Source organism: Rhizobium sp. 01T444 (genome assembly GCF_056398305.1).
The window spans coordinates 15999-37383 of the sequence record NZ_JBFTPD010000023.1 but is presented as its reverse complement, the minus strand read 5'-3'; the positions used below and the strand labels follow the sequence as shown (position 1 = coordinate 37383).

At 58.9% G+C, this 21385-nt stretch carries 20 protein-coding genes and 1 pseudogene; 5 read left to right on the top strand and 16 right to left on the bottom strand.

Going from position 1 to position 21385, the window contains the following annotated elements; all coding sequences use genetic code 11:
• Window positions 1–18: 18 nt before the first annotated feature.
• From AC1DTN_RS26020 to AC1DTN_RS26010, 3 genes are all read left to right on the top strand, one after another.
• Window positions 19–1185, top strand: a complete 1167-nt coding sequence (locus AC1DTN_RS26020) for a mandelate racemase/muconate lactonizing enzyme family protein (RefSeq protein ID WP_477923224.1) — start codon at window positions 19–21, stop codon at window positions 1183–1185.
• Window positions 1186–1252: 67 nt separating this feature from the next.
• Window positions 1253–2614: a mandelate racemase/muconate lactonizing enzyme family protein gene (locus AC1DTN_RS26015; RefSeq protein ID WP_113321048.1), complete on the top strand. Its 1362-nt coding sequence runs from the start codon at window positions 1253–1255 to the stop codon at window positions 2612–2614.
• 17 nt (window positions 2615–2631) lie between these two features.
• Entirely contained in the window at window positions 2632–3831 is a 1200-nt protein-coding gene (locus AC1DTN_RS26010) for a mandelate racemase/muconate lactonizing enzyme family protein (RefSeq protein ID WP_442207418.1), read from the top strand.
• A 123-nt stretch (window positions 3832–3954) separates the two neighbouring features.
• Here AC1DTN_RS26010 and AC1DTN_RS26005 read toward each other — a convergent pair whose 3' ends face one another.
• From AC1DTN_RS26005 to AC1DTN_RS25995, 3 genes are all read right to left on the bottom strand, one after another.
• Window positions 3955–4200, bottom strand: a complete 246-nt coding sequence (locus tag AC1DTN_RS26005; RefSeq protein WP_162747937.1) for a hypothetical protein — start codon at window positions 4198–4200, stop codon at window positions 3955–3957.
• A gap of 285 nt (window positions 4201–4485) precedes the next feature.
• Window positions 4486–5172 carry a glycosyltransferase gene (locus AC1DTN_RS26000; protein WP_477923222.1) on the bottom strand — a complete coding sequence of 229 codons (687 nt, stop codon included), beginning with the start codon at window positions 5170–5172 and terminating at the stop codon, window positions 4486–4488.
• 35 nt (window positions 5173–5207) lie between these two features.
• Complete coding sequence (locus tag AC1DTN_RS25995; RefSeq protein WP_442207419.1) at window positions 5208–6950, bottom strand: glycosyltransferase family 8 protein; 1743 nt, start codon at window positions 6948–6950, stop codon at window positions 5208–5210.
• A 196-nt stretch (window positions 6951–7146) separates the two neighbouring features.
• Here AC1DTN_RS25995 and AC1DTN_RS25990 point away from each other — a divergent pair.
• Window positions 7147–7466 (top strand): annotated as a pseudogene (locus AC1DTN_RS25990) (ATP-binding cassette domain-containing protein); the annotation flags it as partial.
• An 80-nt stretch (window positions 7467–7546) separates the two neighbouring features.
• Here AC1DTN_RS25990 and AC1DTN_RS25985 read toward each other — a convergent pair.
• The 9 genes from AC1DTN_RS25985 to AC1DTN_RS25945 form a co-directional block, all read right to left on the bottom strand.
• A complete protein-coding gene (locus AC1DTN_RS25985) occupies window positions 7547–8479 on the bottom strand; it encodes an acyltransferase domain-containing protein (protein WP_442207420.1) in 933 nt (310 codons plus the stop codon).
• A gap of 124 nt (window positions 8480–8603) precedes the next feature.
• Window positions 8604–9473, bottom strand: a complete 870-nt coding sequence (gene mdcB, locus AC1DTN_RS25980) for a triphosphoribosyl-dephospho-CoA synthase MdcB (RefSeq protein ID WP_113321043.1) — start codon at window positions 9471–9473, stop codon at window positions 8604–8606.
• Window positions 9470–10153 carry a malonate decarboxylase holo-[acyl-carrier-protein] synthase gene (mdcG, locus tag AC1DTN_RS25975; RefSeq protein WP_442207421.1) on the bottom strand — a complete coding sequence of 228 codons (684 nt, stop codon included), beginning with the start codon at window positions 10151–10153 and terminating at the stop codon, window positions 9470–9472. Before mdcG ends, mdcB begins: the two co-directional genes overlap by 4 nt.
• On the bottom strand, window positions 10131–10847 hold the full coding sequence (locus tag AC1DTN_RS25970) for a biotin-independent malonate decarboxylase subunit gamma (RefSeq protein ID WP_442207422.1): 717 nt from the start codon (window positions 10845–10847) through the stop codon (window positions 10131–10133). Before AC1DTN_RS25970 ends, mdcG begins: the two co-directional genes overlap by 23 nt.
• Window positions 10834–11778 carry a biotin-independent malonate decarboxylase subunit beta gene (locus AC1DTN_RS25965; protein WP_113321040.1) on the bottom strand — a complete coding sequence of 315 codons (945 nt, stop codon included), beginning with the start codon at window positions 11776–11778 and terminating at the stop codon, window positions 10834–10836. The genes AC1DTN_RS25970 and AC1DTN_RS25965 overlap by 14 nt, the downstream gene beginning before the upstream one ends.
• Window positions 11775–12092, bottom strand: coding sequence for a malonate decarboxylase acyl carrier protein (gene mdcC, locus AC1DTN_RS25960; RefSeq protein WP_113321039.1), 318 nt, complete (start codon window positions 12090–12092; stop codon window positions 11775–11777). The genes AC1DTN_RS25965 and mdcC overlap by 4 nt, the downstream gene beginning before the upstream one ends.
• A 12-nt stretch (window positions 12093–12104) precedes the next feature.
• Window positions 12105–13748, bottom strand: a complete 1644-nt coding sequence (gene mdcA / locus AC1DTN_RS25955) for a malonate decarboxylase subunit alpha (protein WP_442207423.1) — start codon at window positions 13746–13748, stop codon at window positions 12105–12107.
• Between the two features lie 102 nt (window positions 13749–13850).
• Window positions 13851–14645 carry an alpha/beta hydrolase gene (locus AC1DTN_RS25950; protein WP_113321037.1) on the bottom strand — a complete coding sequence of 265 codons (795 nt, stop codon included), beginning with the start codon at window positions 14643–14645 and terminating at the stop codon, window positions 13851–13853.
• A gap of 345 nt (window positions 14646–14990) precedes the next feature.
• Window positions 14991–15422 (bottom strand): organic hydroperoxide resistance protein, encoded by a 432-nt coding sequence (locus AC1DTN_RS25945; RefSeq protein WP_113182582.1) that lies wholly within the window; start codon window positions 15420–15422, stop codon window positions 14991–14993.
• A 1591-nt stretch (window positions 15423–17013) separates the two neighbouring features.
• On the opposite strand from AC1DTN_RS25945, the gene AC1DTN_RS25940 reads away from it, so the two are divergent.
• Window positions 17014–17835 carry an SH3 domain-containing protein gene (locus AC1DTN_RS25940; RefSeq protein ID WP_113321129.1) on the top strand — a complete coding sequence of 274 codons (822 nt, stop codon included), beginning with the start codon at window positions 17014–17016 and terminating at the stop codon, window positions 17833–17835.
• Window positions 17836–17946: 111 nt separating this feature from the next.
• Here AC1DTN_RS25940 and AC1DTN_RS25935 read toward each other — a convergent pair whose 3' ends face one another.
• The 4 genes from AC1DTN_RS25935 to AC1DTN_RS25920 are packed head-to-tail and all read right to left on the bottom strand — an operon-like array spanning window position 17947 to window position 21330.
• Window positions 17947–18450, bottom strand: coding sequence for a GNAT family N-acetyltransferase (locus AC1DTN_RS25935; protein ID WP_113321035.1), 504 nt, complete (start codon window positions 18448–18450; stop codon window positions 17947–17949).
• 14 nt (window positions 18451–18464) lie between these two features.
• Window positions 18465–19343 (bottom strand): carbohydrate ABC transporter permease, encoded by an 879-nt coding sequence (locus AC1DTN_RS25930; protein ID WP_442207424.1) that lies wholly within the window; start codon window positions 19341–19343, stop codon window positions 18465–18467.
• A 5-nt stretch (window positions 19344–19348) separates the two neighbouring features.
• Window positions 19349–20239: a carbohydrate ABC transporter permease gene (locus AC1DTN_RS25925; RefSeq protein WP_113321033.1), complete on the bottom strand. Its 891-nt coding sequence runs from the start codon at window positions 20237–20239 to the stop codon at window positions 19349–19351.
• Window positions 20236–21330 carry an ABC transporter ATP-binding protein gene (locus AC1DTN_RS25920; RefSeq protein WP_477923218.1) on the bottom strand — a complete coding sequence of 365 codons (1095 nt, stop codon included), beginning with the start codon at window positions 21328–21330 and terminating at the stop codon, window positions 20236–20238. Before AC1DTN_RS25920 ends, AC1DTN_RS25925 begins: the two co-directional genes overlap by 4 nt.
• Window positions 21331–21385: the final 55 nt, after the last annotated feature.

Here is a 21385-nt window from a genome sequence, read left to right as displayed (position 1 = left end):
CAGTTAAAGGCAGTTGAGATGAAAATCACCAGCGTTCGGCCGTGGTTAATCAGATCCGATGCTTCCTATTGGGGAGAGTTCCTGTTCGTCRAAGTGACGACTGACGAGGGGGTGAGCGGCTGGGGAGAGRTCACCACCACGACAAGGCTTGCCAATCGCGCCCTCTGCACGATCCTTCGCCAGATCGGTGCCGCTTTGACAGGCGAGGACCCGGCGCGGATCGAGTATCTGTGGCACAAGATATTCCGTAGCTTCACTTATATGGGCAGTCGCGGTGCGGCCGTCGAATGCGTAAGCGCCATCGATATCGCCCTCTGGGATATCCGCGGCAAAGTCCTTGGCAAGCCGATTTACGAGCTGTTGGGCGGACGGGTACGCGATGAAATTTCGCTCTACACCCATCCCAACCAACGCAAGTTTACCAGCAAGGAGGCTGTGGTCCAGGAAATTCGAGACATCGTCGACTCGGGCCACACTGCGCTCAAGTTCGATCCTTTTCCCCAGCAGGGTCGCACCGCCGGCGGACAGGCTCGCGAGCAGCGGGACGGCTATCTCGATGGCAGCATGACCCGCAAGGATGAGCGCGAAGCCGCCGAACTGACGGCTCTGATCCGCCAGACGGCGGGCGCTGATGTCGACATCCTCATCGATGCGCATGGCCGGTTCGACGTTCCCACCGCCATTCGCCTTTGTCGGAGCCTTGAGGAAGCTGGTCAGATCGACTGGTTCGAGGAGCCCTGTCCACCGGAAAGCCTCAACGCTCTCAGGCAGGTCCGTGAGAAGGTCAGCGCCGCGATCTCGTGGGGCGAGCGTGGCCACACGAAGTGGGATTTCGTGCCGGTGCTCGAAAACAGGCTCGCCGACTACATCATGCCGGATGTCACCTGGACCGGCGGCATTACCGAACTCAAGAAGATTTCCGCGCTCTGCGAAGCCTATTACATCCCGGTCTCGCCGCATGACGCCGCAGGGCCAATCAACGTGGTTGCGGGAGCGCAGGTGATGATGACCGTTCCCAATTTCTACAAACTTGAAACGTCGGAGTGGAACCTGGGCAAATACGATCACCTCATCGACAGACCACTCGATGTTTCGAACGGCAGCCTCAAGCTTACGCCCAAGCCCGGTCTCGGCGTTGAAATGAACCGCGACTACCTTCAAAATCACGAGATAGAGCTCGACTAGCTAGCAACGCTCTACGCCGCATCAGCGTGCGCGACGACGAGCCCCCCGACCAGAACGAGGATAGATCATGCCAGAGGCACATGGAGCCGACGAGGCGCTCAATCGGGTGAACACGCATTCCAAGCCGTCCGACCTTCGCATTACCGACATGCGGGTCGCCGAAATTGTCGGCGCGCCGTTCACCTCAGTCCTGCTTAAGATTTACACCAACCAGGGCATCGTCGGGCTTGGCGAGGTGCGCGACGGCGCCAGCGCAACCTACGCACTGATGCTGAAGAGCCGGTTGCTTGGCGAGAACCCTTGCGACATCGACCGCCTGTTTCGCCGCATCAAGCAGTTCGGCGGGCACGGCCGGCAAGGCGGCGGCGTATCGGCGGTTGAAATCGCGTTGTGGGATCTTGCCGGCAAGGCCTATGGCGTCCCTATCTACCAGATGCTCGGTGGCCGGTTTCGGGAGAAAGTGCGCGTCTATTGCGATACCGACGCCACCGTGCCGAGCGGTACCGAGACCGGTAAGCGCCTGAAGCAGCGCATGGAGCTCGGATTCACCTTCCTCAAGATGGATTTGGGATTGATGCAGATCGCGGATGTGCCCGGTGCGGTCGTATTTCCTGCTGGCTCACTCGAAGGGTACCGCGACGGTCCCAGTCGTGGGCCGCTGAAGACCGTTGAAGAGCGGCGTGTCCGCAACGCTTCATACGATTTGCATAACGTCCCGCACCCGTTTACCGGCTTGCACTTTTCCGACAAGGGCCTCGACCTGCTTGAGCAATACATCGCCGAGGTTCGCGAGGTCATCGGCATGGATGTGCCGCTTGCGATCGACCATATCGGCCACATCTCCATGCAGAACGGCATTCGCCTTGCCAGGCGAATTGAAAAATACGTGCCAGCCTGGCTCGAGGATGTGATCCCCTGGCAATATACCGAGCAATACCGACAACTGCAGGATGCCACCACGATACCGATCTGCACTGGTGAGGATATATATCTCAAGGAGGGCTTCGAGCCTCTGCTCAAAAGCGGCGGCGTCTCCGTTATCCACCCGGACCTTCTCACCAGTGGGGGCATTCTCGAGACCAAGAAGATCGGCGACAGGGCGCAGGACCGTGGTGTTGCCATGGCAATCCACATGGCAGAAAGTCCAATCGCCGCAATGGCCGCGGCACATGTCGCGACCGCGACCGAGAATTTCATGGCGCTCGAATACCATTCCGCCGATGTTGACTGGTGGGACGATATCGTCACGGGCCTTCCCAAGCCGCTGGTCAAGAACGGCTTCATCACTGTTTCGGACAAGCCGGGCCTGGGGATTGACGATGTCGTCGACGAGGTGATCTCGCGGCATCTGCAGCCGGGCGTCACCGGCATTTGGCAGCCTACCGACCGCTGGGACGATGAGTATTCCTGGGATCGCACCTGGAGCTGAAGCGAAAAGGAACGAAGATGAAGATCACCGATCTCCGCTGCGCAGTTATCGGCAAACACCCGATCGTCCGCATCGTGACGGACGAGGGCCTCTATGGCTTGGGTGAAGTCGAATTCACCAAGTCCTACCTCAAACCCTTTGTGCTGCATTTCCGCGAGGCGCTGATCGGCGAAGACCCGACCGATGTCGAGAGAGTCATGCTGAAGATCCGCCAACGCGGCTCTTTCAAGCCGTACGGCGCGGCGGTGAGCGCTATTGAGCATGCGCTGTGGGATATTGCTGGCAAGGCCGCGGGCATGCCCGTCTATAAACTGCTAGGCGGCAAGGTGCGGGACAAGGTGCGCGTCTACAATGGCTCTGTCCGCCAGAAACGCACGGGCGACCGACCGGAGGATTACGCCGCTGACGTCAAATGGATGATGGAGCAGCCGCAGAACTTCTTCATGGTCAAGCAAGGCATCTCGTTCCACTCCAACATGAAGGACACCATCGAGGACTTCCACTACGGCGTGACGCAGAAGAAGGCCGGTTATCACGGTGCCATGGATCAGGGCGTGATCAGCGAACGCGGTTTCAATCACATGCTCGACTGCGTGATCGCGATGAAGGAAGTGCTGGGCGACAAAGTCAGTCTGGCGCTCGACTGCGGCCCGGGCTGGATGCTGCCCGATGCGATCAAGTTCGCTCGCGCGGTTGAGAAGTACAATTTGATGTGGCTCGAGGACATGCTGACCGGCGACTACGTGCCGTGGGTCAATCCGCAGGCCTATCGGGAACTGACAACCTCCACCTCGACGCCAATCCACACTGGTGAGCAGATCTACCTGCGGCACAATTTCAAGGAACTGATCGAGACGCAGGCGGTACGCGTCATCGGTCCCGATCCGGCCGATATTGGCGGCATTGCTGAGCTCAAATGGGTCGCCGAGCACGCTTACATGCATTCGATCCTGATGGCGCCGCATGGCACCGCTAACGGGTTGCTGGGCCTCGGCGCGTTGATCAATGTCTGCGCCACGTTGCCGGCAAATTACATCGCGTTCGAATATCCGAGCGCCTCCGACCCCTGGTGGGAGGATCTGGTAATCGGCTTGCCGCCGCAGATCGTGAATGACAGTATGGTGGACCTGCTGGAAGCGCCGGGGCTGGGCCTCGATATCGACGCTGAGGGGGCGAGGAGATATCTCAGGGAAGAGGATGCGGGGTTCTTCGACTGAACCCCTCCACCTGCCGCGCTCATCTTGCCGGACGCTAGGTATAGGGCCTGTTGAAATAAGAAGCGCTGACCGATCCGCTGACCCAATTCGGCGGGGGCAACATTCGCGGCTTTTCAGCCGGCATCAGCCGACGCTGAGACGTTGAGCCGCTATTGAGGCGAGAACCGACAAGATAGTTGATAGTAAAAGAATACCAGATGTTGCGAACAGCGAGCCTGTTGCGCCTGGCTCGTGCACAATTCCCGCAACACGACTGATGAGAGAGGCAAATGAAGCTGCCGCCGCGATTACGGTTGCCGCACTAAGGAAGACAACGACGGCTACCAAGCTATCCAGCACAACTTCAAGAAAGGGGTTTCCATCATTCACGATTAAACCTCCACGCTTGCTGCGTTATATGTCGCCAAGCATGTTGCGCGAAAAGTTTACAATCTGCAACCCTGAATCGTCAGGCTGGCGTCGTATGGCCGATGAATCCTCAAAAATGATTCGGCGCGTCTCGTCGTAGTTTCGAGCTGAATTCGAGCGACGGTTTCCCGGCCGTTTTAGCCCGCGAAATCCTATTTGCCTTCTCCAGTCACCCGGCCTGCTTACCCCTTGCTCCGTTTTTGCGGCTGGGCCTTCGGTCAGCGCCCCATCCGCCCGACATGCCAGTCAGYCACGCTGCTGGACGTAGAGCATGCGCTCGCGTGTCGCGAACCATTCCTCGGCGTAATCGTCATTCTTGTATTCGTCGAAATAGGGTCCGCCATCCGTGAAATGCACGATCTTGGCGTCATCGCGCTTGTCGTATTCGTTGACGAGATAGTTCCAGGTGATGGGTAGCTCGCCGATCAGATCGTCGCCGTCGAGCCACTTGAACTGGTGCAACTGCAGCCCGGTTGCGGTATTGACGTAATCAGGCGTCAGCGCCCTGCATTTCGCGTTATTGAAGAGGATCAGGCTCGACCAGTTCTTCTTTTCGTACTTAGTCTGCACCTGGCCGAGAAACTTCGTTTCGACCTTAGGCTGGTAATCGTGCTTGACGCACATGACGGAATAGCGCTCATCGCGCAGCGCCCAGAGCTCGGCAATATCCGTGCGCGCAAGCATGTCGCAATCCATGAACAGGCTCCATCCCTCATACTGACTGAGATAGGGCGTCAGGAAGCGCGAGAAGGAGAACTCGGTCGACTGAAGGGCGTTGCGTTCACGCGTAAACGTGCTTTCGATATTGTGCAGGTAGATCGGCGTGATGCTCACCGGCACGCTCGATTTTTCCAGAATACTCTGCGATAGCACGTGATGGGCGACAACTTCCTTTGAATCAAAACCAACATAGATGTTGACGATATCGGTCATATCAATTTCTCCTCGGGACGGATTATGTGTTGCCTTCAGGAAGCTTGCTTCTTTTGGCGGTCGAGCGCGCGCTGCTTGCGGGTCTTTGGCCGCGCCTTGCGGAAGGCCTGGTCGAGCGCCCGCTGCCATTTGGTTAGTGACATCAGGCCGTCGATGAGGGTCAGCGCATGATCGAGCCGCGTGGAGAGTGCATCATTGATCCCCGCCTGGATCTCCTCGCTTTCCGCATCCGGAAAGTGCCGGGTCAGAAGGTCGAAGCGGGACGGCCTGGCATGTTCGGCGCTGGTGATGATACCTCTTCGCGCCAGAAGCCCGAAATAGATCCGCTCGAATGTCCAGTCATGAACGTCGAAGACCTTCCAGCGTGCGCTCCGTTTCCCGGAAAATCCGGCGAGCACGATCTTCGGTGTCAGCTGAAGCTCGCGCATCCACGCAACCAACGCAAAGCCACTCGTCGGGATCTTGTCCGGCGGATAGTGTCGCGACATCAGCGTCTCGAGATCGCTGTACATGACTGTCGCACCCTTGAATGCGCCGACGGGGCTGAAGCGCTCCTCAGGTGCCGTACGGATATTCAGAATGCCGAGGAACTTGTCCGAAGTAAAGAATTTTAGGACCTCGTCCACCTCCCGCCGATGGACGATATTGGCGCCCATCATGCCGCTGCGCGCCACAAGAATGGCATGCCCGGGAAAACTGTCGTCGAGAACCTTGTAGACCTTGTTGAAGAAGACGAACAACGTATCCCCTGGAAACTCCGTGCGCATCGACTGCGGATCGAGCGCCTCGCTATTGGCGACCAAAACGATGTGCGAATAGCGATTGAAGAATGCGCGCCACGCATCGGCGCCCTGCGTGTGAAAGACGGGACTTCCGGAATTTTCGGATCCGGGGCTCGTTTCAGCCCTTGGGACCTCACCCGCGCCAAAGTGTGCCTTCAGTTGTTGGGCACGGTTCATCGCGCCGGCGCGCTTGCCGAGCGCCAGGAGATAGTCGGCAGCCTTTCGCAAGCCGCCGCGCCGGCTGACAAATCCTGACCATGGCGTTTTCGAAAGCATGTTCGAATAGATCTCGGCATAGACCGACTGCCCAGCCTGCACCGATAAATGCCACGGCTTGCGACGTCCGGTGAAATGCAGGAGCACAGCATTGCGGATATAGGGCATGATACCGGTCTGGACATTCCACCGGCTGTCCAGCCGTTGCCACGTCCCGCGAAAGGCAATATTGAGAATATCCTGGTCGTTGGAGGCAAAGCATCGCCCTGATCTGAGCAGCGAACGCGCCATCTCGAAAAAGCCGCCGGCCCGGACGGCGGCACAATCTATGAGAACGACCCCGGCATTGAAATATCCCGCCCCCGGGTCGAGGCCGAGCTCCCGCTCCAGCTGTCCGATCTTGTCGGGGAAGGCAATGCGGTAGTCGTCAACCGCACCGATCGCCTTGTCGTTGAGATCGACATCGAAGAGTGGATCGACATTGCCGACGGCCAATATATCTGCATCAAGGTAAAGAACGCGCTCCAGCTCCTCGCCCATCAGCTTGTCGAGATAGAGGCGCGCAAGCGTCGACTTGTGCCAGCGGCCTGCCGTCTCGGGCGTATCGGTGGGAAAAGTGAAATCGACGACGTCGATATCGATACCGTTGACGGCGTTGAAGGTCGCGACCCCAGCTTTCTGGTCTTCAGGCAAATCGATGCCGACAATGATCAGCTTGAAATCGTTCTTTTGACTATTGCGTTCGACTGACAGAAGCGCGCAGCAGGCTGCCGGAAGCATTCGCGCATCCGTGAACACGTATATGGCCTTGCTACGTATGCGAACCGACATCCCACCCACCTGAGATATGCAGTATTGAACGACGACAGAAGCCTTATCGAGATTGGATATTCAATGAAAATTCTGGAAAAGCCAGCTACATGTGTCGCGTCAACGCTCAAACATTGTGCGCAAGAGAGTTTTGTCAACGTCATCAGGGTTTTTTTACCTTCGCTTCAATCTGTTTCCGCATCTGACCGCCGTGGAAAATGTCGTCCTGACGAGCGTGACGCTGTGGCCGAGCCGTACGATTGCTGACCCGGGTTGGTCTTCTACACCGTGCGCTGGCCTATCCGGAGCAAATGTCAGGCGGAGAGCAACAGCGCGTTGCAATCGCGCGGGCTCTTGCTCTTTCGCCAACCGTACTTCTGTTTGGCGCGGTTTGACGAGCCGACCTCCGCGCTCGATCCGGAATCGACCGACGACGTGCTGCGCGTGATGCGCGAACTTGCAAGCGACGGGATAACAATGATCATCGCCGTGCGAGGGGAGTTGGGCGTGGATTTGCTATGCTCACGCTATAAATCGACAGAGGTCCTAGAGCGGCTGTCCTATCGTTATGTCCACCTGGAAATCCACGCCCGCGCTCCGTCCAGCGTCTTGAAATCGTCGAGCGATCGGCTCGGAATGTCCGGATAACTCGTGGCAGCCATTTCACTTAAGGCGCGTCCCGGTCCAAGTTCCAGGAAGGCCGTTGCGCCGTTTTCGACGCAGCCCTGCAAGTTGTCCGCCCATCTGACCGTGTGCGAAATCTGCGCGGCCAGCTTGTCCAGCCCCTGATCCAACCGGGACACGCTGGCTCCATCGATCCCGCTCAGAAGTCTAGCTCCAGCAATAGGTGGAAACGCCTTGGGTGGACCATCGAGGACGCTACGAAATTGCGCGGATACCTCGGAAAGGAGCGGGGTGTGAGACGCGACCTCCACGGGAAGACGAACGATGCGCGTGGCGTGTGCGTTACTAGCGTTCCGCATGATCGCCGCCAAGAAGGTCTGCCCCCCTCCGACGACGAAAGCATCATCTGGATTACTTATCGCTATGGCTCCGTGGTGCTCTTCACAGAGGCGACGTATCGTCTCGTAGGCGAGACCTCTTATAAAGACCAGCCCATCACCTGCCGCGCTAGCCCCAGACATCATCTCGGCGCGCCGCGCAGCAAGCGTCAAGGTATCAATGTGACGGAAGACGCCAGCTGCGCCCCACGCGGCAATCTCTCCGACGCTGTAACCGGCGAAAACCGAACGCTGCGGAATGCTCGTCTTCAGCGCGGTTATCGCAGCGAGCGACTGAAGGGTGCAGAGGATTTGAGCGGTCCGGTTTTCGAAGACCCCATTCTCGGCCTCTTGCCTTACGATGATGCGTGGATCGACACGGTCCAGCAGCATCGTCGCACTGGCGAACAAGTGGCTGGCCATCGCGCAATCCCCGGTCAGGGTGAACATGTTCGGGTTCTGATTCCCCTGACCGGAACACAAGATGGCAAGTGTCATGACTGGACCTACCGGGGATAGAGTATGATTATGGCAATGAGCAGGGTGATCACGCCGAACACCGTGAGTGATATCACGAAAAAAGTTGGTGTCAGCGCGAGTAGGATGGTTCCGGCCATCGACTTCAGGGTCCCTCTATCTCATCGACGAACAGCGTCATTGCAAGAAGGTCCGCTGCTCCGCCTGCGCTGAGTGTTCTGGTGATGAACTCTTCGTGGATCGATTGTGCGCGTCGTTGCCAGCGACCGGCGCCGATTCCGCCTGTCGCCAGAAAATGACGTGCAGCCCGCTGGGCAAAGCGAAGGCCCTCCTCGCCGCCCCTGTGCAGAAGGTTGGTGTCATCCAGCTCAGCGATCAGCGCAAAGCAGGTTTCGACCCTCTGCGCCTCCAGATCGTCGGGCGATTTGAGCCGCGCAGCCTGTAGTGCGGGAATTCCGATCTTGTAGATACTCGGAAATCCCTTGGCGGCCTCCGCTCGCGCGCCGCCCGCTCCGTAGCGAAGTTGCGCCTGTGCACCGTGACTATCGGCAAGCCTTGGACCTGCAAGAATGCTTTGGCCCCAAAGCTCGTGGACGACCGAGCCAAGCGGCGATCGGGGACTGACAACGCCGTTGGCCCTCGCGCCCGCGGCAGCACATAGCAGACCCATGCCGAAGATTGCTCCTCGATGAGTATTAATGCCGTTCGTCGCCGACAGCATCGCCGTTTCGGCTGCGAGTCCGATGGACCTGAGATGCGTCATTTGACAGCCACTTGCGCCGGCGACCACAAGAGACCGGAGATACGGCTCGATTGCGGAAGCACTGTCGCGAAACGTCCCGGCGTCCATGTCACTGTGGCTGCCTGAATCCACATGGCTGACCAAACCCGGCTTCGGCCACGTCTCCACCTCCAGAAGGAGGCTTTTCTTCGCTAGAGAAGCGATGCCCGCCGCATCGACAGTCAAGCGCGCGGAAGCGTCGAACACGGAGACAGGAAGGGAGAGGGCATTCATGAGAGAAAATCTCCAGCGAGGAACCGTCTTCGGTCCAGTAATGCGATGCCCTGCATGGACTTCACCATGACGTCGGCCGGCCTGAACAGGAATTCGCGCCAGTTGGCGGCAAGGCCATCGTCACGGATAAACTCGCCGTCTATGCGGCTGGGCGATACATCCTCGATCCTGGAAATCTCCGAGGAAAGCAGGTCTATGTCGGCCGGGGAACGGACATGCAGCAGCAGGTCGATGTCCGACGAGCTGGTAAGATACGCAAGACCGGTCAGCGCCTGCCAAGCGAGGCTGCCGAATACTTGCAGTTCGATACCGCGATGCGCCGCGAAGAACTCAAGTTCGTCGAAGGTCCGTTGCCATACCATGGGGGCTAGGCCGCGGGCGCAGGCGAGCGCCGTCGGTTCGTGGATCGCGAGGATGTCATCGGCTTCCACCACCAACGGAATGCGTCGCTTTTCCAGTGATGGTGGCAGCGGCAGGCCAAGGGCAATGCCGTGCGTCTCGTGCGCCATGGGCCGGCGCGCCACGAGCGGCCATTCTCTGTGCACCCAGGACTGGATCAGAGGATCGGCGCGATCTGATCCCAGCTGCCTTTCGAGCACGGAATCCCATCTCGCCGGGTCGAGATAAACCAGGTCGTGGCGTTTCAGCGGGCGAAGCTTAGGAAGCGCGTGCGATCGCATAGACGCGCTCCGCGATTTCCGCTGCTTTGGTACGGCCATGCCGTTCGAAGCCGAGAAGGTCGCGCTTGTCGACTGTGTCAGGGAGATCGGCCAGAAGCGCGCTCAGTTGGCTTGCCAGCGATTCCCGCTCGTTCCATACGAAATGGACTGCACCCGTTTTCGCGAGATTGTCCAATCCGGGAGCGAAGATGGCAGTCGTCTTAGCCTTTTCCTGCAGAACCTCGATGGATAGCTTCGTCACCTTTGACATGGACGCGAGATCCATCACAGCAGGCTCCGCGCCAGGAAGCGCGACGAGAACACGGGTCGCAAGCGCGGTCGCGAGAAACGCCCCGGCCGCCGTGTGGCCGTAGAGGATGCCGATCGTCGGACGGCCGTGAAAATCGGCGAAGATCAGGCATTTGGCGAGATGAGCCAGGAACTCGTTGAGCCCGAGCAACTCGTCGCGTTTGCTCATCATTTGGCTATCGCTGTCGACGATCACCAGGATCGGCCCCGTCCCCGAATGGTCGTCGAGGATGTGACGGGAAAGCAGGGAGGCCTGATCGACGCCAACTGCTGCCCGATCCGAAACGCCTACGACAAGTGCCTGCTGTCCGTCCGAAAGCAGAGCCAAACCGTATAGCAGACCATGGTCGGTTTTGATGCTATGACCGTGCGGGAAAAGCGACGCGAGGATATCAGCGAGCTGCATGGTTCGGCCTCCGTACTTTTTGAGCGGCGGCCGTGAACCGCGCATAGGTCATCTCGGGGATGGAAGCGGCGTCGGTGATGCCTATGGACCGCCAGATGTCGATCGCATCGGCGGATTTGCCAAACTGTTCAATCCGCCATTCGATCCGCCTCTGCTCATCCTGCAATGTCTGGAGCGTGAACGGCCGAGTGTCGGCCAGCAGGCTGACAGCGGTCTCCCGGAAACTTGCGATCGTGTCATCGACGAAGGCGTCGGCCCCACCGATCAGTCGGCGATGCTTGCCGCCCATGGTGCGCCAGACGAGCGCCCGGTCTTTAGAATCGAATTCTTCGACGCCGCGGTTTGTCTCGATCACTTCGGGTCCCGAGACGGAAATGCGGCCCTGCTCGGAGACTGCGAGAGCCGAGCAGCATCCGGCAATCAGGCCACCGCCGCCGTAGCATCCGGCTCTTCCGCCAATGAGGCCGATGACTGTGACGCCGGCGATCCTCGCCTCTATGACCGCACGCATGATTTCGGCGATCGCCAGTTCGCCGGCGTTAGCTTCCTGGAGACGTACACCACCCGTATCAAACAGGATGATGACTGGTACCGAACGCATATCGCGGGCCGCCCGAAGAAGGCCAGTGAGCTTTGCGCCGTGAACCTCGCCGAAAGCCCCGCCCATGAAACGGCCTTCCTGCGCTGCGATGAAAACGGGTATGCTCTTGATCAGGCCACGTCCGACGATCATACCGTCATCGAATTGCTCGGGAAGATCGAAGGACTTGAGATTTGGGCTCATCTCGCGTTCTGCCGGGCCGAGAAACTCGTTGAAGCTATCGTCGTCTAGGAGGAGCGATACACGGGCGCGAGCCGAGGACTCATACCAGCTGGCTTGTCTGGCGTCGGTGCCGGCGGCTTGGGTGGCAGCGTTTGTTGGAACGTTCATTTCTCTGTTTTCTCCATCAGGCGTAAAGCCTGTGCCAGGCGAAGCGATACGGTGTCGGGTCGCGCGCCTCCATCGTTGATCGAGAACCGCAGGCCGCCCGTTTGGAAGCGCTCGACGAAATCTTCGACGACCGCCTGCCAGACGGGATCGAACCCTCGAACCGTGGTTCGAATCTCGACAACGCACTGCTTTTCCGGAACGACTCGCTCGACGAGGACTTCCAAATTTCCTGACGCAACGACCCCTGTGATCGCTTGCTTCGTGTTGCCCGCGGCCTTGTCGGCCACGTCATGTGTGAATGTGAGGTTTTCCATGGACTGCTCCCATCACCAGTTGCGAAACTTCGAGGGCGGAACGTAGAGGCCGCCCGACCAGCGAACGATGTCCTTGATGGACCGTGCCGCCAGCAGATTGCGGTCCGCCTGAAGCGGATCGATTCCAAGGTCTTCCGGTCTGAGAATGACGCCGCGACCCCGGAGCTGGTTGACCATCGCCTTGTCGCGGGCGCGGCCCACGTCCGTGTAACCGGCAACCCCGCGGATAGCCTGTTCGCGCTCCTGCGGGTTCCGGCACAGCAGCAGGTTCGCGATGCCTTCTTCTGTCACGATGTGAGTGACGTCATCCCCGTAGATCATGACGGGCGCGAGATCGAGCTTCAGCTTTTCGGCCAGGGCAAGCGCGTCCAGCTTCTCGACGAACAAGGGGACGTTCTTTTCTCCGAACGTCTCGCCAATCTGGACGACGAGTTTCCGGCCGCGGCGCAGGGCCGGCAATCCCGTGGGATCTGCTTCCCGTCCTGCCTGCAGCCAGGGATCGCTCGGATGCCGCCGACCGCGCGCGTCCGATCCCATGTTGGGAGCGCCACCGAATCCCGCTATCCGTGAGGTGGTCACCGTTGATGAGTTTCCAGCCAAGTCGATCTGGAGCGTCGAGCCAATGAACATGTCGCAAGCGTAGAGGCCCGCCACCTGGCTGAAGGCGCGGTTTGAGCGAAGCGACCCGTCGGGCCCAGTGAAGTAAACATCAGACCGAGCCCTGATATAGTCTTCCATCCCGACCTCGGAGCCAAACGAGTGTATCTGCTCCACCCACCCGGATTCGATCGCAGGAATAAGTGCGGGGTGCGGGTTGAGGGCAAAATGGCTGGCGATCTTGCCTTTCAGTCCCAGAGCTTCGCCGAACGTCGGCAAAAGAAGCTCGATGGCAGCCGTATTAAACCCGATGCCGTGGTTCAGGCGCTTGACGCCGTAGGGCGCGTAGATGCCCTTGATGGCAAGCATTGCCGTCAGGATCTGGGTTTCGGTGATGGCCGCCGGATCGCGGGTGAAAAGGGGCTCGACGAAGAAGGGCTTGTCGGCTTTAACCACGAAGTGGACGCGGTCTCCGGGGATGTCCACGCGAGGGACCTTAGCGACGATTTCATTGACCTGGGCAATGACGATACCGTCCTTGAAAGCAGTCGCTTCGACGACAGTCGGCGTGTCTTCGGTATTCGGACCCGTATAGAGATTGCCTTCACGATCAGCGCTAACCGCCGCAATAAGAGCCACGTTGGGCGTCAGATCGATAAAATAGCGGGCAAACAGTTCGAGGTAGGTGTGCACTGCGCCGAGTTGAATTTTTCCGCCGAACAGCATTTCCGCAATGCGGGCCGACTGCGGACCGGAGTAGGCATAGTCGAGTCTCGTGGCGACGCCGCGCTCAAAGAGGTCGAGATGCTCGGGAAGTACGACGCCCGACTGCACCATATGCAGGTCGCTTATGTTTTCCGTATTTACTGCCAGGAGGGCCGAGCTGAGCAAGTCGGCCTGCTTCTGGTTGTCGCCTTCCAGGCAGACGCGATCGCCTTTACGGATGACGGCCTCAAGCAGGCGAGTGGCATCCTGGGCGTCGACGATTTTTCCCGCTGACAGTTTGCGGCCCGCTTCGATGCGTTGATCCCTGGCGTCACGGTTCTTGTGCCACTGCATGCGAAACTCCTGCATTTGGAAGGTGGACCATGCGATCTGTCGGTGTGGACCGAATTGCGGGATGAAGGGCTGCCGCCTAGCGGCAGCCTTTTTGGCCGGCTGTTATTTGTCGCTCGCCATGGCCGCAGTTTCAACTTTTCGCGCGGCTTCCGTGATGACGGCCGCCACTTCCTTCGGATGGGACTCGTAGACCGAGTGGCTCGCACCCTTGATCTCGATAGTGTGGCTCTTGGCGCGCTTGTAGTACCAACGCTCAAGGTCCGGATTGATGATCTGGTCGTTGCCGGCGACGACAGCCCAGCTTGGTTTGGTTTTCCACGCAGCCGCGGTCAGTGGTTGGGTGAACACTTGCGCAGATGCAAGGACTTGCGAACGTGCTCCGAACAGAGCTTGTTCGCGGGGCAGGTCAGGAGCGAACAGTTTCGGAAACTCGTCGGGGTCGAGATAGGTGTAGCCATCCGGGGTTTTCTTGATCGCGCCTGGCGTCTTGGCGAGCACGCTGGGCGTCTTCTTGCCCAGCGATCCTTCGTCTTCCCCGACATCCGGTGCATGGGCGGCGACATACACCAGGCCTACGACAGACGGATGGACGCCCGCTTCGGTGATGATGGAGCCTCCATAACTGTGGCCAACGAGCAGTGTAGGGCCGTCCTGCATGTCGAGGACGCGCTTCGTCGCCGCCACGTCATCGGTGAAGGAGCTTTCGGGTTCCTGGACCATCGAAACGTGGAACCCTTCCTTCGTCAGGATTTCGAAGATCGGCTTCCAACCGGAACCGTCGACCCATGCACCATGTACGAGAACGATGTTCTTGACAGGTTCTGCGGCTGCGGGATTGGCCAAGGTCGCGAGCGGAACGAGTGCGGCAAGAGCCAGGCATGCGCTAGTGTATCTCATGATCACAGTTCCTTTGTTGCTGCTGGTTAAAGGCTGTCGCGGATTAATTTCTGAATCGAGTCAAGCGTTGCAAAATCATGCAAAATCAKAGGTTTGCGCCAGGTGCGCTGTTCGTTCGCCGCCGAGTGACCGGGCGCTCAGCAAGTTTCGTCTGAGGCTATGGGGTTGCCGTCCTCATAACGCTTTGCGTTGACGATATCGCGCGGTGAGCACTATTTTAGGCCAGACCGGATTGGAGCGAAACCAGATCAAAGTGTAGGTACCCCCACACTCCGTGGTAGGGCCTCGTGATAATCATCAGGTCTTTTTTGATGGGGGCCGCTTGTTCTCGCATCGGATATTCGATTACGAGACCCCAGAGTGGGCCAGCTTCCTAACCTCAACATTTCCGCGAATGGCGTTCGAGTATGGGCATATCGCGTCAGCCCGAGCGACAAGCTCGTCGATCAGGCCCGGTTCGATCCCTACGATCGTGATGTGCAGGGTAACAGCCAGCGCGAACGTGTCGCTCTCGGTCTTGCTGAGCCCGACTTCGCCAACCACCTCGATGTCACCGTCGGGAATGTGATGACGGCTTTCCCGTGCTGCCCGGAAAAGGGCGTTTTCGAAGCACGCGGCATAGCCTCCCGCGAAAAGTTGCTCAGGATTGGTTGCGCCTCCTTTGCCGCCCAAAGCTTGCGGCATAGCCAGCTGTAAGTCGAGAACGCCGTCGTCGCTCCTAATCTTGCCATGACGTCCACCGGAGGCGGTTACCTTGGCTGTGTAAATCGCTTCCATATACTTGCTCCTTTGAGTTCGTTGTTTTGTGGGTGAGGGGCAGGCTCACGAGGAACGGAGCGCCGCCAGACGGGTTGGCGCGGCCGATATTTTTCCGCCATGGGATTCGACGATAAACCTGCAAATGGTGAGGCCCATGCCGGTTCCGTGCTCTGTTTCGATGTGTGGAAAGGTTTGAAAAACACCTCTCCATTGCCGGAGAATCCGCCGTTGACGACATCGGGCAACTTCATACAAGTTCAATGCCGGTGTCATTGGTATAGCGCGAGAAGCATTCCAATCAGCTGGGCTCCCGCCCAAGAGACGGCAATGAACGCGACAATCGCGATAAGAAGAACTGTCGAGAGTGCAATCAACGGGTGAAATTGACGCGGACAGTGAGTACTCGTGTTCACGCCTAAGGGCCCCGGTTCGGGGCCGTAAGGGAATGCCATTGGCACCATTCGAGGGTTTTGGTAGTTCGAATTCGCCGCGGTCAGAACGCGCGAGTGGGACGAAGTCTCGCGCCGATCGCGGTGGTACAAAGATAATTGGGTGTGTGACATCGGGGTTTCCTCAAGATGCCGATGAGCGTCGGTTCAATATCGAGGATCGCGCAGTTGGAGGCTTTGGAGAATCAGGACTAGGTCTATTTGACCAATACCTACGTTTAGATTCTGGTCGAGCGAAGTACAGCAAACCGCGACTGTAGTCGGGGCGTAAAGACTTCGCTCAGTGCTCCGAGTTAGCACGCAGTTGGTTGAGGATCGTAGGGATCCCCAGTTCGTGTTCCTTCAAGAGCTTAGAAATCGGCCCGCAAGCGGAACACTCGGTTGTGGGCAGTCGGTCCCACTTGTCCTTCGGACCGCTTTCGCTCAGCTCCTGCGGCTGCCCTTGCTCACGCCCTTGTGTAACGCGAATTCCCGCTTTCCCGCGCGTTCCGCCCGGACGCTATGCTGAAAGCTCCGATATATTTCTAGACGATCCTTGCGGATCGATGTGATGTCCCCTGCATGCGTTTCCGGTGGATTCTGCGACGGGTGACTCGACACATTCGAATCGCGTCCCATGTGAGTTTGTCGTAATTTTGAGAGATACCGCTTCATGGACAATCTTCAGAGCCCGACACCGATTCGTCCACTCCACGTCGAGATAGATGGCATGGCGAAATATCGTCAGGCACACGGCGTCGAGGATTTCGCCGCTTTTCTGCTGAGCGAACAATGGCCGCATCTCGAAAACGACCCCGCTCTATTCCACCATGCGCTGGCGACCTCTGGCGCGGTTTCGAACGTCGTGCGGGCAAGCCAAGGGGAGCACGGCCCCGACCGCCCGCTCTCCGGCGGATGGTCCCGCCGGAGAGCGCACCGATGGCCAACCGGCTATTGCAGTAACGCTGACACCGGGACMATGTCTCGGAGGTACAAAAAAAGTGAAGAAGTCGATGACCGGCGCGTTCAACCGAGGTTCATCACCTCAGATCTATTTTCAGAGAAACAAGTGCATGAACGTCACCTTAAGTGGCAGTACGCGCTACGTTTTTCCACGCGACCGCAATTTGGAGCTGTCCGCTCGGGATCATGACGGTGGCGCAGCCCCAATGGAGTTGAATGTGAAAGATACACTTCTCAGAATCTGCGCAACCGGCCTTCTCTTGCTGTCGCCTGCGATAGCCTCTGCCGCCGAAGGCTATTCGACGGCGAACGTCAATATGCGTGCAGGTCCAAGCACGAGCTACCCCGCAGTTGCCGTTATCCCACTTGGTGAATCTGTCGAGATCCATGGTTGCCTTGCTGACGTGCCATGGTGTGACGTCGAATTCTACGGTGGTCGCGGTTGGGTCGCCGGACGATATGTTCAGGCGGTGTATCAAAGCCGGCGTGTTTATGTAGGACCCGAATATTATCGCCCGCTTGGAATCCCGACCGTTGTCTTCAGCGTAGGCAATTATTGGGACCGCTATTACCGCAACCGTGATTTTTATCGGGACCGTGACCGGTGGCGTCGAGGCCCCGATTTTTACCGGCCGCCCCCTCGTGACATCAACCGTCCAGACTTAGATCGACGACAAGACGCTGACGGACGTCGCGGATTTGATCGACGACCTGATCTTGGCCTCACGCCGGACGCTGATCGCCGGACGGACTTCGATCGCGATCAGCGCCGACAGTTTGACTTCAATCGCGACCGAGACAACCGCAGGCCGGATGCCAACGGTGACGAAAATCGCCGCCCGCAATTCGATCGCCGGCCGGATTTCCGCCGCGACGGCGATGACAATAGCAACCGCGATCGCCGGGACTTTCGACGCCGGGGAGGTGACGACAGCAACAACGGTGACATCCGTCGCAGAGGCGATAATGACGGGGCGGGTAATGATCGAAGAAGACCGCGCGGTGCGTGCGATCCGGGCGACCCTAACTGCAACAACTGATTAAAGGGGCGGCACGATGCCGCCCCTTTTTATTTGTGGAAAGTAAAGTGCAACGCAAGCGCTCGTCGGCGCGACCTTTGCGACTGTCTCTTGTGGGTGCCTCGACCAGACCTAGTGGCCCGATTCCGAAATGCCTTTCGGCTCGGCAAGCGGCAACATGCCGCGATAGATGCCTGGTTCCGAGCCTTCAATCGGAACTGCCCCGACGCTTCGACGATAGAACTCCATTGGACCGGCGCCCCCGATTACCCCGTAGGCATACCCCTGCGCGTACATATCGAGAAGTGTGGTCAGCAGCAGAGCCTGGCCAACACCTTTGCCGCGGGCGACCGTATCGACGCCGGTCGGCCCGAAGAAGCCTTTCGCGGTTGCCTCGTGACAGGCAAAGCCGATGAGTACGTCGTTCTGGATGGCGATGAAGCAAGTGGGCGGCTGGCGCATCGTGGCAACCGTCGCTTCCGCGACCCAGCCGGAGCCAAAGCGCGGCTCGATCCAGGCGGTCAGAGCGTTTAACTCCGGCGCAAGGACGCGCCGGATGGTGATGTCCTGCTCGGCGATGCGCGCATTAAGTTCAGGATCGGCCTTCAGCTCGTAGAGTTTTACCAGCATGTCCATGGTTTATTCCTTTGTCAGCCTTTGATGGCGCCTGCCGTTAGGCCGGCAACGATCCGTCTCTGGAAGATCAATACGATGATGATCAGCGGTAGCGTCACGGTAACGGACGCGGCCATGATCTGACCGAACGGATATTCGTACCGGGTATTGCCTGCGATCAGGCCGATCGCAACCGGCACGGTCCGGTTCTCGTCCGTCAGGGTGAAGGTCAGCGCGAAGAGAAACTCGTTCCATGCCAGAATGAAGGCAAGAATGCCCGTGCTGGCGAGCGAGGGTCCCATCAGCGGCAGCAGGATCTTCGTCAGAATTCTAAAATGTGAGCAGCCGTCGATGATCGCAGCCTCTTCCAACTCCCGCGGAAACTCGCGGATGAAGGTGGTCAGGATCCAGGTCGTGAAGGGCACGGTCGACAGGAGATAGGTGAGGACGAGCGCGCTTGGCCGGTTAAACAGACCCATCCAGTTGATCAGCTCGAACATGCCGGAGAGAACGACGACCTGCGGAAAGATCGAGATCATCAGCACGATCATCAGGATAGTGCGCCGTTGCGGAAAGTCGATGCGCCCCAGCGCATAAGCGGCGCTGAGCCCGATGACGAGCGACAGGAAAGTGGTTGAGACCGCGACATAGGCCGAGTTCATAAGCGAGCCCATGAAAACAGGATTGTCGATCAACTGGCGATAGTAGGTGAAGTCGAACGCCGGCATCAGCGCGGATTGATAGAGCGCCGAACCTTGCTTCGTCGAGGAAACGAAGGCCCAGTAATAGGGAAACAGCGTGTAGAACAGGACGAGCAGAAGAGCCAGGACCTGCAGGCTTCGCACGGCGCGCCGCCGCATACGGAAGTAGGAGGCAGGCTTGCGCACGGTCTTCGGGATGATTGCATCGGCCATGTCGCTCAGGTCCCCGCGGCTCTGTCGAGGCGAAGGACCCCGATGATGATGATGGCGACAAGCGCGACGAGCAGGAAGACCCAGGTCGATGCCGCCGAGCCGATGCCGAGCTCCTGGAAGCTGATCAGCCGGTCGCGCGCGTAGATGGAGACGGTCATCACGCTTTCGTTGCTCGCCGCCATCACATAGGCAAGGTCGAACATCCTGAGTGCATCGAGGACGCGGAAGAGGACCGCTACGCCGATCGCCGGGCGCAGCATCGGCAGGGTGATCGACCAGAAGCGCTTCCATGCCGGAATGCCATCGACCTCCGCTGCCTCGAATATCTCCGAGGATATCAGTTGCAGGCCCGCCAGGATGAGCAGAACCATGAACGGGGTTGTCATCCACACGTCGACGAAGATCACGACGCCCATCAGCAGCGAACCGCTCGCCGTCCAGGGAATACCATGATCGATGAGGCCGAGCCCGATGAGGAGCTTATTGATAACGCCGAACTGGTCGTTCAACATCCATTCCCAGATCTTCGTCGAGACAACGACCGGGATCGCCCAGGGCACGAGGATGGCGGCGCGCGCCAGCCCTCGGCCCGGAATGGCTTCATTGACGAGAAGCGCTATCGCCAGGCCGAGAACCGTCTCGATCGCGACCGAGATGACCGTGAAGATCAGCGTGTTCTTGACGGCAATCCACCAGCTGCGATCGTTGATGACCTCAAGGAAGTTGTCGACCCCTGTCATTGAATAGACTGACGGATCGTCAAGATAGGCATCGGTGAAGGCGAAGAAGAAGGTGCGGCCGAGCGGCCAGAGGGCGACGACCAGCATGACGACGATGACCGGCAGCAGAAACAGCCAGGCCGCACGATGGTCGCGGCGGGCGAGCCGGGCACTCATTGCCGCGCTCCTTCGGTCACGCCGACCTGGCGGTTGAGAATGAGCCGTCTTCCGTCGGCGGCGAATGCAAAGATCGAGGCGTCCTGGAAATTCAGGCCGACCGCCTTGCCGATCAGTTCCCTCGGCGGCTCGACATTGACGCGGACGACCCAGATGACGTCACCGTTGATGCGGCAATAGGCGAAATGCTCGTGGCCAAGATCCTCGATACGTTCGAGCACGCAGGTCATTCGTCCGTCCCCTGCCGCCACCAGCCGGATCGCTTCCGACCGTATGCCGATCTCGGTCACTGCCTGGCCCTCGGTGTCCGCATCGATGACGAGGCCACCCGGTCCGCTCACTTTGGCCGATGTTGTCTGCACGGCCAGGAAGTTCATGCGGGGACTGCCGATGAAGCCTGCGACAAACCGGTTGTCAGGAGTGTGGTAGAGTTCCTTCGGCGTGCCGACCTGCTCAATGCGTCCGTGATTGAGAACGACGATCCGGTCGGCAAGCGTCATCGCTTCCGATTGGTCATGGGTCACATAGATCATTGTCGTCTTCAGATCGTCGTGGAGCTTGGCGATCTCCATGCGCATCTCCATGCGCAGATCCGAGTCGAGATTAGACAGCGGCTCATCGAAGAGGAAGATTTCGGGCTGGCGCACCAAGGCGCGCCCGATTGCCACGCGCTGGCGCTGTCCGCCGGACAGTTCGCGCGGCCGGCGTTCGAGCAGATGATCGACCTTCAGCATTCGTGCGACCGACCGCACCTTCTCGCTGATAGCGGCCCTGTTCATGCCGAGGGTCTCAAGCGCGAAGCCGATATTTCGCGCAACGTTCATATGCGGATAGAGCGCGTAAGACTGGAAGACGAAGGCTACGCCTCTCTTGGAGGCAGGCACATCAGTCACGTCGTCGCCGCCTATCCTCACCACACCCTTCGATGCGGAGATCAGGCCGGCGACGATGCGCAAAAGCGTTGACTTGCCGCAACCGGAGGGACCGACGAAAACGACAAACTCGCCGTCGATGATCTGCAGGTCAACATTCTGGATAACAGCATGTGTACCGAAATTCTTCGAAACGGATTCGAGCGAAACCGATGCCATTTTTCACCTGAGGGTATGAGACGGCAGAGGGCTCGCCACCGTGATTGGTGGCGAG

What these genes read in the sequence shown, in the direction of transcription:
- AC1DTN_RS26015 (WP_113321048.1), top strand. Translation starts at nt 1,253, where the DNA reads ATGCCAGAGGCACATGGAGCCGACGAGGCGCTCAATCGGGTGAACACG.
- AC1DTN_RS26010 (WP_442207418.1), top strand. Translation starts at nt 2,632, where the DNA reads ATGAAGATCACCGATCTCCGCTGCGCAGTTATCGGCAAACACCCGATC.
- AC1DTN_RS25995 (WP_442207419.1), bottom strand. Translation starts at nt 6,950, where the DNA reads ATGCTTCCGGCAGCCTGCTGCGCGCTTCTGTCAGTCGAACGCAATAGT.
- AC1DTN_RS25985 (WP_442207420.1), bottom strand. Translation starts at nt 8,479, where the DNA reads ATGACACTTGCCATCTTGTGTTCCGGTCAGGGGAATCAGAACCCGAAC.
- mdcB (WP_113321043.1), bottom strand. Translation starts at nt 9,473, where the DNA reads ATGAATGCCCTCTCCCTTCCTGTCTCCGTGTTCGACGCTTCCGCGCGC.
- mdcG (WP_442207421.1), bottom strand. Translation starts at nt 10,153, where the DNA reads ATGCGATCGCACGCGCTTCCTAAGCTTCGCCCGCTGAAACGCCACGAC.
- AC1DTN_RS25970 (WP_442207422.1), bottom strand. Translation starts at nt 10,847, where the DNA reads ATGCAGCTCGCTGATATCCTCGCGTCGCTTTTCCCGCACGGTCATAGC.
- AC1DTN_RS25965 (WP_113321040.1), bottom strand. Translation starts at nt 11,778, where the DNA reads ATGAACGTTCCAACAAACGCTGCCACCCAAGCCGCCGGCACCGACGCC.
- mdcC (WP_113321039.1), bottom strand. Translation starts at nt 12,092, where the DNA reads ATGGAAAACCTCACATTCACACATGACGTGGCCGACAAGGCCGCGGGC.
- mdcA (WP_442207423.1), bottom strand. Translation starts at nt 13,748, where the DNA reads ATGCAGTGGCACAAGAACCGTGACGCCAGGGATCAACGCATCGAAGCG.
- AC1DTN_RS25950 (WP_113321037.1), bottom strand. Translation starts at nt 14,645, where the DNA reads ATGAGATACACTAGCGCATGCCTGGCTCTTGCCGCACTCGTTCCGCTC.
- AC1DTN_RS25945 (WP_113182582.1), bottom strand. Translation starts at nt 15,422, where the DNA reads ATGGAAGCGATTTACACAGCCAAGGTAACCGCCTCCGGTGGACGTCAT.
- AC1DTN_RS25935 (WP_113321035.1), bottom strand. Translation starts at nt 18,450, where the DNA reads ATGGACATGCTGGTAAAACTCTACGAGCTGAAGGCCGATCCTGAACTT.
- AC1DTN_RS25930 (WP_442207424.1), bottom strand. Translation starts at nt 19,343, where the DNA reads ATGGCCGATGCAATCATCCCGAAGACCGTGCGCAAGCCTGCCTCCTAC.
- AC1DTN_RS25925 (WP_113321033.1), bottom strand. Translation starts at nt 20,239, where the DNA reads ATGAGTGCCCGGCTCGCCCGCCGCGACCATCGTGCGGCCTGGCTGTTT.
- AC1DTN_RS25920 (WP_477923218.1), bottom strand. Translation starts at nt 21,330, where the DNA reads ATGGCATCGGTTTCGCTCGAATCCGTTTCGAAGAATTTCGGTACACAT.